Annotated in this window: 10 protein-coding genes; 8 read left to right on the top strand and 2 right to left on the bottom strand. The window is 37.6% G+C overall.

The window, feature by feature from the left end:
* Window positions 1-4 precede the first annotated feature (4 nt).
* Both GQ593_RS06030 and argF read right to left on the bottom strand, forming a co-directional pair.
* Window positions 5-502, bottom strand: a complete 498-nt coding sequence (locus GQ593_RS06030; RefSeq protein WP_160402161.1) for a phosphatidylglycerophosphatase A family protein — start codon at window positions 500-502, stop codon at window positions 5-7.
* Window positions 503-601: 99 nt separating this feature from the next.
* Entirely contained in the window at window positions 602-1612 is a 1011-nt protein-coding gene (gene argF, locus GQ593_RS06025; RefSeq protein WP_160431238.1) for an ornithine carbamoyltransferase, read from the bottom strand.
* Window positions 1613-1883: 271 nt separating this feature from the next.
* On the opposite strand from argF, the gene carA reads away from it, so the two are divergent.
* The 8 genes from carA to cas6f all read left to right on the top strand — a co-directional run bounded on the left by carA (window position 1884) and on the right by cas6f (window position 15022).
* Window positions 1884-3047, top strand: a complete 1164-nt coding sequence (gene carA / locus GQ593_RS06020; protein WP_160431237.1) for a glutamine-hydrolyzing carbamoyl-phosphate synthase small subunit — start codon at window positions 1884-1886, stop codon at window positions 3045-3047.
* 2 nt (window positions 3048-3049) lie between these two features.
* Window positions 3050-6265: a carbamoyl-phosphate synthase large subunit gene (gene carB / locus GQ593_RS06015; RefSeq protein ID WP_160431236.1), complete on the top strand. Its 3216-nt coding sequence runs from the start codon at window positions 3050-3052 to the stop codon at window positions 6263-6265.
* A gap of 165 nt (window positions 6266-6430) precedes the next feature.
* Window positions 6431-7384, top strand: coding sequence for a type I-F CRISPR-associated endonuclease Cas1f (gene cas1f, locus GQ593_RS06010; protein WP_160431235.1), 954 nt, complete (start codon window positions 6431-6433; stop codon window positions 7382-7384).
* The gene (gene cas3f, locus GQ593_RS06005; protein ID WP_160431234.1) at window positions 7381-10704 is read left to right on the top strand and encodes a type I-F CRISPR-associated helicase Cas3f; all 3324 of its coding nucleotides are present in this window, start codon (window positions 7381-7383) and stop codon (window positions 10702-10704) included. Before cas1f ends, cas3f begins: the two co-directional genes overlap by 4 nt.
* A gap of 391 nt (window positions 10705-11095) precedes the next feature.
* Entirely contained in the window at window positions 11096-12478 is a 1383-nt protein-coding gene (gene csy1 / locus GQ593_RS06000; protein WP_160431233.1) for a type I-F CRISPR-associated protein Csy1, read from the top strand.
* Window positions 12478-13401, top strand: coding sequence for a type I-F CRISPR-associated protein Csy2 (gene csy2, locus GQ593_RS05995; protein ID WP_160431232.1), 924 nt, complete (start codon window positions 12478-12480; stop codon window positions 13399-13401). Before csy1 ends, csy2 begins: the two co-directional genes overlap by 1 nt.
* A gap of 35 nt (window positions 13402-13436) precedes the next feature.
* Complete coding sequence (csy3, locus tag GQ593_RS05990) at window positions 13437-14447, top strand: type I-F CRISPR-associated protein Csy3 (RefSeq protein WP_160431231.1); 1011 nt, start codon at window positions 13437-13439, stop codon at window positions 14445-14447.
* Window positions 14448-14452: 5 nt separating this feature from the next.
* The gene (gene cas6f / locus GQ593_RS05985) at window positions 14453-15022 is read left to right on the top strand and encodes a type I-F CRISPR-associated endoribonuclease Cas6/Csy4 (RefSeq protein ID WP_160431230.1); all 570 of its coding nucleotides are present in this window, start codon (window positions 14453-14455) and stop codon (window positions 15020-15022) included.
* Window positions 15023-15034 lie beyond the last annotated feature (12 nt).

Below are 15034 nucleotides of genomic sequence, written 5' to 3'. Positions count from 1 at the left end.
CATCTTAAATAATCAATGTCATGGCATAAACGGTGAATGATGAAAAGATAGCGGCAAGCACATCATCTACCATAATGCCAAATCCACCCGGTACACGTTTATCAAACCAGCGAATTGGCCAAGGTTTTACCATGTCAAACACTCTAAATGCCACAAAAGCTATGGCAACCCACATAACTGAAAGTTGCGGAATAAAAAATAAGGTGATCCACATGCCGACAAATTCATCCCAAACGATATGCCCTGAATCGTGAGTATGTGTATCATCCGAGGTTTTTTGACAAATAAAACAACCAAAAATAAAAGTCACTAAAATAAATATCCAGTATAAAGCTGGCTGTAATCCATAGAACAAAAGCCATAACGGGATTGCCATTAATGAACCCATGGTACCTGGCATAATCGGTGACATGCCACTACCCAATCCTACTGCTAAGAAATGAATGGGATTGGTCAGTTTTAGGTATTTTTTAAAATCTTTATTTCGCTCTTGTTTGGTCATGATTCAATATTCTTTTTAGATAAAATTATGCCGACATTAAGTCGGCAAAAAGAAAGGCGCTTATTTTAACAAAACACCTTTGTATTGATTGTGATAATATTATTCGTCTTTGGTTAATGTTGCAACCATTACCGCTTTAATGGTATGTAGCCTGTTTTCCGCCTCGTCAAATACAATACTATGCTCAGATTCAAATACGTCATTAGTTACTTCAAGCCCATTGATTAAACCATATTGTGCTGCCATCTGTTTGCCCACTGTCGTATTGGTATCATGAAAAGCTGGCAAGCAGTGCATAAATTTGACATTGGGATTATTGGTAAGTTTGATTACATTTTCATTTACTTGATAAGGCGTTAATAATTTAACCCGTTCATCCCAGACTTCTTTTGGCTCCCCCATTGAGACCCATACATCAGTGTATAAAAAATCAACATCTTTAACGCCCAAAGTAACATCTTCAGTTAAGATAATTTTGGCACCGGTTGTTTTGGCAATATCTTGGCACTTTTGCACAAGTTCGGCTTCCGGCTGACAAGCTTTTGGGGCCACTAATCGAATTTCCATCCCCATTAACGCAGCACCTTCCATTAATGAATTTCCCATATTATTCCGAGCATCGCCTAAATAGGCAAATTTAATACTGCTTAATGGGCGATCTCCTATATGCTCTTTCATTGTCATAAAATCAGCTAATATTTGGGTTGGATGTGCTTCGGTCGTCAGACCATTCCAAACTGGCACTCCTGAATATTTTGCTAGCGTTTCAACAATTTGTTGGCCATAACCACGATACTCAATTCCGTTATACATTCGACCCAGTACGCGCGCAGTATCTGCAATTGACTCTTTATGCCCAATTTGACTACCACTTGGTCCTAAATAAGTGACATTAGCACCTTGATCAAATGCACCAACCTCGAAAGCACAACGAGTACGGGTAGAGTCTTTCTCAAAAATTAATGCAATATTTTTACCTATCAAATGTTGTTGTTCTTGCCCTTGTTGTTTGGCTTGTTTTAATTCAATAGCAAGATTAATTAATTGATTGATTTCACTAGGGCTAAAGTCGAGTAATCGTAAAAAATGGCGCTGATAAAAACCGTGCATAATATTGCTCCTAATAACCGTAATTATTCAAATAATTCTATTTGAATAATTATGCAAATTCAAGTTAAACATTATAATCATCCCAATATTTTATCTTTATATTGAGAGGTGTCTCAAAAATTAGACTTATTTATTAAGATAATTTTTATAATATTGCTTCTTTTGTACAAAAAAGTGTAATAAAATGGTCAATTATTGTATCTTTATAGATAAATTAATTTGAATTTATATTCAAAAATATCGATAAATTATTCAAAAGGTCTTTTTAATCATGCAAACTTATGCCCTGCTTATGTTACAAGATGGTTCGCAATTTATCGGAAAATCCATTGGTGCTGATGGTCAAACTGTTGGAGAAGTGGTTTTTAATACCTCAATGACCGGCTATCAAGAAATTCTTACCGATCCCTCTTACTGTGAACAATTGGTTACATTGACCTATCCTCATATTGGTAATGTAGGGACAAATGATGATGATGCCGAATCCGGTCAAGTTTATGCAAAAGGGCTGGTTATTCGCGATTTGCCATTATTAGCTAGCAACTACAGAAGCGAACTCGATCTTTCCAGCTATTTAAAAAAGCATAATGTTATTGCCATTGCTGATATTGATACACGGCGCTTAACGCGTATTTTGCGTGAAAAAGGGGCACAGCATGGTGTTATCATAACGGCAACGGATAAAAAGACCTTACTTGAAAAAGCCGAAATAGCCAAACAGCAGGCGATAAATTTTAAAGGATTAAGTGGGCTTGATTTAGCTAAAGAAGTGACGTGTTCATCAAGTTATATTTGGACTGAAGGCATATTATGGACAGGGCAACAACAGCAGACTAATCCAATACCAGAGACTCAATTACCATACCATGTTGTTGCCTATGACTTTGGCGTAAAACGCAATATTTTGCGCATGTTAGTTGAGCGTGGTTGTAAATTAACAGTCGTACCAGCTAAAACAACAGCAAAAGAAGTCCTTGCATTAAAGCCTGACGGAATATTTTTATCTAATGGTCCAGGTGATCCCGCTCCTTGCAGTTATGCAATTGAGGCTATTAAGCAGTTTTTAAACACTGATATTCCTATCTTTGGCATCTGCTTAGGCCATCAACTTTTAGCGCTGGCATGTGGTGCCAAAACGATAAAAATGAAGTTTGGTCACCATGGCGGAAATCACCCTGTGAAAGATCTGGAAAATAATCAGGTGATGATTACCGCACAAAACCATGGTTTTGCAGTAGATGAAGTAAGTTTACCCGCTCATTTACGCGTGACGCATAAATCACTATTCGATGGTTCACTGCAAGGTATTCATCACAACCAAAAACCAGCTTTTAGCTTCCAAGGTCACCCAGAAGCCAGTCCCGGGCCGCATGATGCCGCACCTCTTTTTGATCATTTTATTGAGTTAATTAAAATTTATAAGCAGGAGCAATAATTATGGCTAAGCGAACAGATATCAAAAGTATATTAATTATTGGCGCAGGCCCAATTGTTATTGGTCAAGCATGTGAATTTGATTATTCCGGTGCACAAGCTTGTAAGGCACTACGTGAAGAAGGCTATCGCGTTATTTTAGTTAACTCCAATCCTGCTACTATTATGACGGATCCTGAATTGGCCGATGCCACTTATATCGAGCCAATTGATTGGACATGTGTTCGCAAGATTATTGAACAAGAAAGACCCGATGCTATTTTACCAACCATGGGGGGGCAAACAGCACTAAACTGTGCATTAGAGCTTGAAAAACAAGGCGTATTAAAAGAGTTTAATGTCGAGATGATTGGCGCAACAGCCGACGCTATAGATAAAGCCGAAGATCGTAAACGTTTTGATGAGGCTATGAAAAAAATTGGTCTTGATACTGCAAGATCAGGCATTGCTCATTCGCTTAAAGAAGCGTATGCCGTTCTTGAGCAAGTTGGTTTTCCCTGCATAATTCGCCCATCCTTTACCATGGGTGGCACAGGAGGCGGAATTGCGTATAACACAGAAGAATTTGACGAAATCTGTACCCGTGGGCTTGATCTTTCACCGACTAATGAACTGCTCATCGATGAGTCATTAATAGGTTGGAAAGAGTATGAAATGGAAGTGGTGCGAGACAAAAATGACAATTGCATTATTGTTTGCTCAATTGAAAACTTCGATCCAATGGGTATTCACACCGGTGATTCAATTACCGTTGCGCCAGCACAAACATTGACAGATAAAGAGTATCAAATCATGCGTAATGCATCAATTGCCGTACTGCGTGAAATTGGCGTTGAAACTGGTGGTTCCAATGTGCAATTCTCGGTCGACCCTAAAACCGGACGATTAATTGTCATTGAGATGAATCCGCGAGTATCACGTTCATCAGCGTTAGCTTCTAAAGCTACTGGTTTTCCAATTGCTAAAATTGCAGCTAAGTTGGCAGTTGGTTACACTCTTGATGAATTATCTAATGATATTACTGGCGGTAAAACCCCCGCCTCATTTGAACCGTCGATTGATTATGTGGTCACTAAAATCCCACGCTTTAATTTTGAAAAATTTGCGGGCTGTAACGATCGTTTAACCACGCAAATGAAATCGGTTGGTGAAGTCATGGCTATTGGGCGTACTTTCCAAGAATCATTACAAAAAGCATTGCGAGGGCTTGAAGTTGGCGCTTCAGGTTTTGATCCTAAAATTGATGATTATACCGATGAAAAAAATATCACTAAAATTCGTTATGAACTCCAAGAAGCGGGTGCCGATCGTATTTGGTATATTGCCGATGCCTTTAGGGCTGGATTGAGTTTAGATGAGATCTTTACATTAACCAATATAGATCGTTGGTTTTTGGTGCAAATTGAAGATCTAGTTAATTTTGAAAACAAGCTAAAAGAGCAGTCACTAGCACAGATAGATCAAGAAACATTATGGCAATTAAAACGTAAAGGTTTTTCAGATTTACGCATTGCCAAACTACTTAATACTACTGAGCAATCGGTTTGCGATTTACGTCATCAATATCATATTCACCCTGTTTATAAGCGGGTAGATACCTGTGCAGCTGAATTTGCAACAGATACCGCTTATCTTTATTCAACCTATGAGCAAGAGTGTGAAGCTAATCCTCAATTTAGCCGTAAAAAAATTATGATCCTAGGTGGTGGTCCTAATCGGATTGGACAAGGTATTGAGTTTGATTATTGCTGTGTGCATGCGGCATTAGCTCTGCGTGAGGATGGTTATGAAACCATTATAGTTAACTGTAATCCCGAAACTGTGTCAACCGATTATGACACTTCTGACCGCCTCTATTTTGAGCCAGTTACGCTTGAAGATGTGCTTGAAATTGCACATGTTGAAAAACCAAATGGTGTTATTGTGCAATACGGTGGGCAAACACCGCTAAAACTTGCTCGTGCGCTTGAAGCCGCTGGCCTACCAATTATTGGTACCTCACCCGATGCTATAGATAAAGCCGAAGATCGTCAACGCTTTCAAGAAATCGTCGATAAACTGAAATTAAAACAACCTGTCAACGCAACAGTAACCGATATTAATGAGGCAGTCATCAAAGCAGAAAAAATAGGTTATCCATTAGTGGTTAGACCTTCTTATGTATTAGGGGGGCGCGCAATGGAAATTGTCTATAATGAACAAGATTTAAGGCGTTATTTTAAAACCGCAGTAAGCGAATCAAATAATGCACCAGTCTTACTCGATCACTTTTTAGATGATGCCATTGAAGTGGATATTGATGTGATTGCTGATGGCGAACAAATTGTGATTGGTGGCATTATGGAACATATTGAACAAGCAGGCATTCACTCAGGCGATTCTGCTTGCTCACTGCCAACTCACACCTTAAACGCAGATATTTTAGACAAACTACGACAGCAGGCCAAACAATTGGCACTTGAACTTAATGTAAAAGGCTTAATGAATGGACAATTTGCCATCAAAGATAACCAAATTTATCTGATTGAAATTAATCCTCGTGCAGCACGTACCGTACCGTTTGTCTCAAAAGCAACAGGTTTACCACTGGCTAAAATTGCCGCTCGCGTGATGACAGGGCAATCGCTTGCTAAGCAAAAAGTGACTAAAGAGGTGATTCCTGCTTATTATTCGGTAAAAGAAGTGGTATTGCCATTTAATAAATTCAGTGGTGTTGATCCGATCTTAGGTCCGGAAATGCGCTCAACGGGGGAAGTGATGGGAATCGGTAAAACCTTTGCTGAAGCCTTTGCTAAAGCGCAACTTGGTAGCCTATCGAATATGAAAAAATCAGGAAAAGCATTATTATCGGTTCGTGATCAGGATAAAACAAGGCTGTTAGAAGTTGCTAAACGATTAATTGCGCATGGATTTAGTATCGATGCAACTATCGGCACGGCAAAAGTGTTACAACAAGCAGATATACCATGCCAAATTGTAAAAAAAGAAAACGAAGGTCGACCAAATATCCATGACCATATAAAAAATGGCGAATATAGCTACATTCTTAATACCACTTCTGGACGAGCAGCCATTGAAGCGTCAAAAATATTGCGTCGAAGTGCCATTCAATATAAGGTACATTACGATACCACCATGAATGCTGCTTATGCTACAACTGCAGCGCTAGATTACGATCCAGCACAAACTGTAACGCCATTACAGCAACTTTATTGCTAATCACAAAGATAAAGACGAGCATCGCTCGTCTTTAAAAATCCCTGCCATAATCTAATAACTTTGCAATCACTCAATTGCTCGTAATAGACAATAAAATGCTCGTTTTTCATATAAAATAATGTTAATTTATTGGCTATATTTCAATTAATTTAATCAGTTATCATCATGGATATGATTCATTCTTCTGATCTAAAAACGATCATGCATTCCAAGCGAGCCAATATTTATTATTTAGAGCATTGCCGTGTTTTGGTTAATGGCGGGCGAGTCGAGTATGTGACCGAGCAAGGTCAGCAGTCGTTATATTGGAATATCCCAATAGCAAATACCACCTGTATTTTATTAGGCACGGGAACATCATTAACGCAAGCGGCAGTGCGAGAGCTTTCACGGGCAGGCGTTATGATTGGCTTTTGTGGCGGAGGCGGAACGCCTCTATTTTCATCAACCGAATCTGAATTTGCCTGTCAGTTTTTTTCACCACAAAGTGAATATCGTCCGACACAATACCTACAAAGTTGGTGTCAATTTTGGTTTGATGACAAACGTCGATTACAAGCAGCTAAATTATTGCAACAAACACGGCTTAATATTATTAGTGAATGTTGGCCACAATTTGATTGGGATGTTGATAAAACGCAGTTAGCGCATATTCTTACTGATGCAACACAACAATTTACCGATGTTGATAACAGCCAAGCACTTTTAGCTGCAGAAGGGCGAATTAGCAAACGTCTTTATGGAATGGCAAATCAATTAACCTTACAAGATGACAAATTTAAACGAGAACAAGGCACACGAGGCAAAAGTCATGATCCCGCTAATCAATTTTTAGATCATGGTAACTATTTAGCCTATGGCCTTGGCGCAACGGCTTGTTGGGTATTAGGTTTACCACATGGGCTGGCTATTTTACACGGAAAAACTAGGCGTGGTGGCTTAGTTTTTGATGCGGCAGATATTATTAAAGATGGCATTGTATTACCTCAAGCTTTTTTATCAGCCAAACAAGGCGACAGTGAAAAAGAATTTCGTATGGCATGTATTGCGCAATTTGCCCAATTAGGTGCACTTGATAGGATTATTGATACTTTAAAACAGATAGCAGCTCAAATATGAATATTTTACTTGTTAGTCAATGCAAAAAGAACGCCTTAACCGAAACACGGCGGATTATCGATCAGTTTGCTGAGCGCTGCGGTGAACGGACATGGCAAAGCCCGATGACCGAAGCTGGGTTACAAACGCTTTATAAATTATTACGCAAAACTGCACGAAAAAATACTGCTGTTGCATGTTATTGGACACATGGTAAAAATTTAACTGATCTTTTGTGGATTGTGGGCGATCGTAGTCAGTTTAATCAAGAGGGACGAGTCCCAACTAATCGTACTAAACGTAATATTTTACGCAGTGACAGCGAAAATTGTTGGCAATATGCAACCGCTATTCAATTGATCACAACTATGGCAGCCCTACTTCATGATTTAGGCAAAGCAACGGTTGGTTTTCAATCTAAATTACGAGCAGAAACGGCTGTGGCGGCTGATCCTTATCGACATGAATGGATTTCGTTGCAATTATTTTTATTAATGATTCAAGACTGCACCACCAACGAAGCCTTATTTAATCGATTAGCGCATTTTACTCAATATCAACAGCAACATCCTAATTGGTACAAGCAGCTTACCAAAGTTGAAAAAAATGATCTTACGCAGTTACCATTATTGGCACAATGGATTGCGTGGCTCATTGTGTCGCATCATAGAATGCCGTTTTTACCGGATTCATTAACGGGGGATATTAAAAATTTACAGAAAATAGATTTTGATATATCTGGTTTAACTATCCGAAGTTTTTATAAAACATTTAAGGCAATTGATAAATGGGTTAAAAATAGTCATAGTCAACACACTTCACCCAACGATTTTTGGCAGCTTAAAAGCGATATTACCTTAAGTCAGCCTTGGCTGAAAAAACTAAGCCGTTATGCAGCCAAAGCCCTAAATCATGTTCCCTTAATGCAATTGTCTAATATTGACGCGTTTTTATTGCATATTTCACGTTTAAGCTTAATGGTGGCTGATCATAACTACTCAAGTTTATCTTTAGCAAATGAAGAAGCCGAAAAACATAAAGCAATCTTAATTGCCAATACCAATTACCTGAAAAAAGCGAAGCAATGTTTAGATGATCATTTAATCGGTGTAGCTAATTTTTCAGCCCGCTTTGCTCGTTTATTACCTAAAATAATCACTGAATTACCCGCAATTAATCAGCATAAACCCTTTACCAAACGAACAACCATAAAACGATTTCAATGGCAAAATCATGCTTTTGATTTAGCGAAAAGTTATCAACAAATGTCTGATGAATGTGGCTTTTTTGGTGTGAATATGGCATCGACTGGCTGCGGTAAAACCTTAGCCAATGGGCGAATAATGTATGCGCTTTCAAATCCTAAACGTGGCGTGCGTTTTACCATTGCATTGGGATTACGTGTTTTAACGTTGCAAACAGGTAAAGCATTAAGAGAAAGATTACACTTAAGTGATGAACATCTGGCGATTTTAGTGGGTGGGCGAGCCACAAAAACCTTGTTTGAGCTAAGTAATGAAGAAATACAACAAAACGATTCTCCAAAAAATTCAGAAAACCAAGGTAGTGAATCTATCGAATCGTTACTTGATGAATATATTGATGTAGCAGAAAGTGGTATTGCTGATTGTGAATTAGGTACCATTATCGAAAACAGCAAAGCAAGACAATTACTCTATGCGCCCATTGTGACATGCACTATTGACCATATTATCCAAGCGAGCGAATGTACGCGAGGCGGTAAATATATTGCACCAACGTTAAGATTGTTAACCTCAGATCTGATTTTAGATGAGCCGGATGATTTTGATCAACACGATTTGCCAGCGCTAGCGCGTTTAGTGCATTTAGCCGGATTGTTTGGGAGCAAAGTACTACTGTCATCGGCGACCTTAACGCCAGATTTAATTGCCGGATTATTTGACGCTTACCAAGCCGGGCGAAAAATTTGGAATCAAAATAATCAATATGCCGATAATACTATTGTATGTGGCTGGTTTGATGAATATCAACAGTCGATATCCCAAATTGCTGATACTAAAACGTTTAGCGAGCACCATCAACAATTTGTAGCAACACGCATTCATCAATTAGCACAAAGTGCAATCCGTCGCCAAGGGCATATTTTAGATCTATTAAATTACCAAGAAAATAAAACAGAAAACCAAAAAATTAATTATGGTGTACTGGCTAAGCAACTATTAGATCAAGCTTATCAATTTCACCAAGATCATCATCAAATAGATAAAAAATCACAAAAAAAAGTTAGTATTGGTTTAATGCGTTTTGCCCATATAGAAGATGTTATTTCACTTACACAACAAATTTATGCACAAAAGAAGTTACCTAATGATACCGCTTTTCATATCGTGGTCTATCATGCTCGGCAACTGCTGTTATTGCGTAGCCAATTAGAAGAAAAACTCGATAGAATTTTAAATCGCAGTGATGAACAAGCACTATTTAGCCAACCCGAAATTCTCCAAGCGATAAAAAGTAGCAATAAAGAAAACCATATCTTTATTGTGATAGGCACGCCAGTCACCGAAGTCGGGCGTGATCACGATTATGATTGGGCAATTGTAGAACCATCATCCATGCGATCTATTATTCAGTTAGTTGGACGGGTATGGCGTCACCGACCACAAAAAATTGCACAAAAGGCCAATGTGGCCATATTAGGATCGAATTTAAAAGCAATTGAATCTAAATATCGTACGGATCAAGCCTGTTTTTCTAAACCAGGATTTGAAGAAGAGCCATTATTCTTGCTGAAAACCCATAAAACAAATGAACTAATTCCTGGGCATCAGTTAGTAAATATTGATGCGGTTCCACGTATTAAGTCTTGCCCTGAAGATGGACTAACGCTAGCTGAATTAGAACATAAGGTCATGGCAGATCTGTTTGCGATTAATGTCCGTAAAAGTAATTATGTGACCAGCTATTGGCAACAAGGTTTAGCTCATCACCATTGTGTGCATTTACAGGCGATTTCACCATTTAGAGGGAATGATGAGACACAAGATGAATATATTTGCCAACTTGACGATGATGGAAATTACCAATTTAGCTATGCAGATATCGCATGGCAAACACCAGATGACTGCTGTAAAGATACCCAAAATAGTATAATTGAATATAAAAACTGGTCACTTGCTAATCCTAGCATCCAACCTTGGCTAATTAATAGTGTCGAGCAAGCCATAGCAAAAATAGCCGAATATTTCCCAAATAAAACGCCATATCGATTAGCGAATGAATTTTGTAGCGTAAACTTATATCGTAATTACAGTTGGTATTTTCATCCTTACTTTGGATTTTATAAAAAGCAAGAATAAAAGAATCTTGTTTTTATACTGAAACACATAGTTACCTGAAACTTTTTGACAAAATATCGTCAGGTGAATAATGGTTGCTAGTAAAAGTGAGGTAATTCTTTTATACTCTGAATGGACAGCCGTATAGGTTGCTGAGAAATTTTAAGTATTTTCTTTTCTTTAAAGAGTATTTTACCGCTGAATAAGCGGTTTATAAAAAAATTAAGTCCCACTCTCTAAATTAGTTAATTTTTTGGGTTAATATTAATTAATATCTATCCTTTTAAGTTTTATCTTTTCTTTTTTTATTTCTTTTTATGTTTATTTTTTTTGATCATTTTTTGTTTGATATTTAGCCTGATTTATTTTATTCTAATTTTATTAAAATTTAAGATAAATATAAGGAGGGCCAATGGATAACATATCTTGGCAAGATATAAGAAAAGTAATTTTAGATTTTCTGCAACAGCGACTTGCCAATAATAGTAATTATAAAAGTGAAACCGCTAAGCTAGAAAAAGCAAAAGAAGTGGGTGATTTAGTTGCAGTTAATGAAGCTCAGCAAAAATTAGATGAATTAGCCAAGCGATTTGAATTTGAAGCGTGGATGGAAGATGCAGCTATTCGTCGTATTTCATGGCTTCTTATCGCAACGCATCTCTCCAAGGGAATTCACCCTAGCTCTAAGGCTTGTAATGCTAATTATAATACTCAGGTAAAACCTAATACTTTAGGTAATTTTGTATCATCTTCTACAGTAAATGTCCTGCCTTTTGATGCAACAGGTAGCGCTGCATCCTTAGATATATTTGGATTACTAAATCAAACTGTTAAAAATGATATAACAATTTTACAGCTTATTATTAATAATCACCCTGCTGTTCAAGAAGCTTTATCTGATGATAAAAATAAATCTGCTCTTTATTTGGAAAATTTTCAGCAGTTACTTAGAGATAATTGGAGTGATGCGCAGGCTTCGGAACTTAATAAGCAATTTTTCTGGCCTAATAGTGAAGAAACTTATTTATCACAGCAAGAACATAATTACCGTTTATTGATTCCATTACATCCTAGTGCTTTGTGTCATTTAGTTTATAAAAAGGTACAAACACGATTTTCGGAAGAAAATAAAAATGCACGAGAACTGCGCCGAAAAAAGGATGTTGAGCATCAACCTTATTTTTCTTTTCACGAGCTGGCTGTTGTTAGGCTCGGTGGCAGTAATGCTCAAAATGCAAGCCAACTTATTGGTAGTCAAATGGGGCGTAATTTTTTATTGCCTTCCATACCTCCTAAATTCAAAAACTCGCCATTTCCAATGGTAGGCAAACAGCAAGAAACCATTTTTAATCATTCTTTACAAGGTTTTTGTCGATTTGGTTTTAAATTACTGTTTGATATGGTTGAAGCGCCAAAAAATATTGTAGAAGAACGAGATGATCGTAAAGATGCGTTTGTGGTGATTTTATCATTACTACTTAAGTTTGCTCGCCATATTCAAACTACTCAACCAGCCGGTTGGAGCCGTGATTATTCTCTCGATTTTCATGAAAAACTTTGGCTTGATCCACAGCGAGCCCAATTAGAGAATGAAGATGCTTTTAAAAAGCAGTATGAACAAGGCGATTGGCAACAAAGTTTAGAAAAGAGTTTTGCCAAGTGGGTTCAAAATGCTTTAAAAGAAAAATTTAAAAATATTAAACAGCAATTTGCGGATCCTGAATTTAGCGAATGGCGCCGCGAATTTAGTGCTGCGGTGAAAGCAAGTCAACGTAAACGGGAGGGGATCTTTTAATGGCATCATTACGTTATTATTTATTATTTGATCATGTCAAAATTCATAATGCTAATGCAATTTCTAGCCCATTAACGTATGGATTCCCTGCTATTTCGGGGTTTTTAGGCGCTATTCATGCTTTAAGTCGTAAAATTGAATCAGAAAATCCTATTTACTTAGATGGTGTGTTAATTGCATGTCATGAATGTAATGTACAAGTTTATCGACCTAATAACTATGCGGATTATACTTTTCGATTAACACGCAATCCACTAGCTAAAAATGGTAGTACCCGTTCAATTATTGAAGAAGGGCGAGTTCATCTAGATGTTTCCTTGCTTGTCGAGGTAAAAATTGAAGATCGTGAAACATTAGATGATGCAGATGAACAGCAAGCATTTATCCAACAGATGAAACAAAAACTTTACCAGCAACGTGTTGCTGGTGGGCAGGTTGTTGATATTGAATCAGTCGCGCTATATTCTGCATCAAAATCAAATAAACACTTAATCAATGCACTATTACCCGCTTTTGTTTTGGTTGAGGCTCCACAAGATTTGCAAGATATCACTGCGGAATTACAACAACAAGATCCTAATGCTACAGCGCTTGATGCCTTGATTGAAACCGCAATGTCACATCATCATCCTCAAGAAAAAGATCACTGGCAAACCACATCGGTTAAACAAGGGCGCGGTTGGCTTGTGCCTTTACATTTAGGCTATCAAGCTATTTCGCCACTATTTTCAGCAGGTAAGGTTGAACATGCGCGCAGTAATGAGCATGCCACGCAATTTGTGGAGTGTATTTATGGGCTTGGTAAATGGGTCTTTCCTTTACGCTTGGAAGAGAATTTATCACAGGCTTTTTGGCGTTATAAATGCAGTGAATTGCAATCTAATGATGCAGAAATTTATGTTATTAATCAAGAAACCAATTAAGTAAATTTAGAAAATTATAGAATAAGGAATACATTATGAGTAAAGATAAAATCACCACCGCCAGCGTACTTGCTTTTGAACGTAGTTTTGATATTTCTGATGCGATTTTTGCACAGCAAGATAATACGGATTCCAATAAATTATCTCCTGTTACAGTCACTGAAAAATCAGTCCGAGGCACTATTTCAAATCGTCTTAAAAATGCAGTTGCAAACGATCCAACCAAATTAGATGCTGAAATACAAAAGCCAAATTTACAAACAGTTGATGTTGCTGCGTTAGATGCCGATAAAGATACTTTGGTCGTGACATGGAGCTGTAAAGTGTTACCATTTTTAGGTAAACCTTCCGTGTGTAATGATATTGAATATCAAAAAGAACTAGAAAAAACAACGCAGGATTATATTCAAACGCAAGGAATGCTTAACTTGGCTAAGCGTTATGCCATTAATATCTTAAATGGTCGTTGGTTATGGCGTAATCGTATGACCGCGGAGCACATTAGCCTTTCAGTTACTCGAAAAAATGATAAAAAACCATTTATTGAAGTCAGCGATGTTAAACAATACCAGCTTAATGTATTTGATTATGATGATAAATCGGTAAATGATCTTGCCAAACTGATTGAGGCTGGATTATCCGGTAAAGAGTTTGTGATTTTTAACGTTGAAGCCAAACTGAAAATGGGCTTAAGTCAAGAAGTCTATCCATCACAAGAATTAATCCTAGATACGGGTAAAACAAAAAGTAAAGTATTGTATGAGAAGAACCAACAAGCCGCCATGCATTCACAAAAAATCAGTAATGCAATTCGAACTATCGATACTTGGTATGAAGATAATGCACAATTTCCAATAGCGATAGAACCGTATGGCTCGGTTACTTCAATGGGGCATGCTTTTCGCCAACCAAAACAGAAATCAGACTTTTATACCCTATTTGATAATTGGGTTTTAAAAGGTGAAAAACCAGCGCTTGATCAGCAACATTATGTGATTGCGGTATTAATTCGTGGTGGTGTATTTGGGGCCAGCGGTAAGGAGTAAATAAGATGCACTCACACTATTTAGAGTTGCGAGCGATTTCGCAAATTGAGATAACCGAAGTGGATGTAATGAATCAAGTGATGCAATCATTACACCAAATTTTGGTCAATCACCAAGGCAATATCGCAATTAGCTTTCCTTGTTACAGAGTGCACCAAACATTAGGCGGAGTGATTCGCCTATTGGGCACCGAGCAGGAGTTGCAAAACCTTAAAGCAGATATACAGCAAAAATCATCAATTCGTGATTATGCCTTACCGATGCCTATCACTACAGTACCGACGACGATAAAAGGCTATTTACGTTTTAGCCGTGTTAATCCGAAAGGTCAAAGTGCATTAAAGCGTGCCGAAAAACGATTAACAGCACAAGGAAAATGGACACCTGAAGTAAAAAATAAAATGATTGAAAAGTGGGGAAGCGTTCATTTGCAATATCCACACTTTCATTTGCATAGTAAAAGTACAGGGCAAAAATTTATTTTGTGGATAAAGCAAGAAAAATGCCTAGAGCCAGTACAAGGCAAATTTAATAGCTATGGACTAAGCCAAACCGCAACAGTTCCTGATTTTTAAATTTCTAACCCT

The organism is Gilliamella sp. Pas-s25 (genome assembly GCF_009795885.1).
Lineage (GTDB): Bacteria > Pseudomonadota > Gammaproteobacteria > Enterobacterales > Orbaceae > Gilliamella.
The sequence above is the reverse complement of the archived record's forward strand: the minus strand, read 5'-3'. Positions and strand labels throughout refer to the sequence as shown.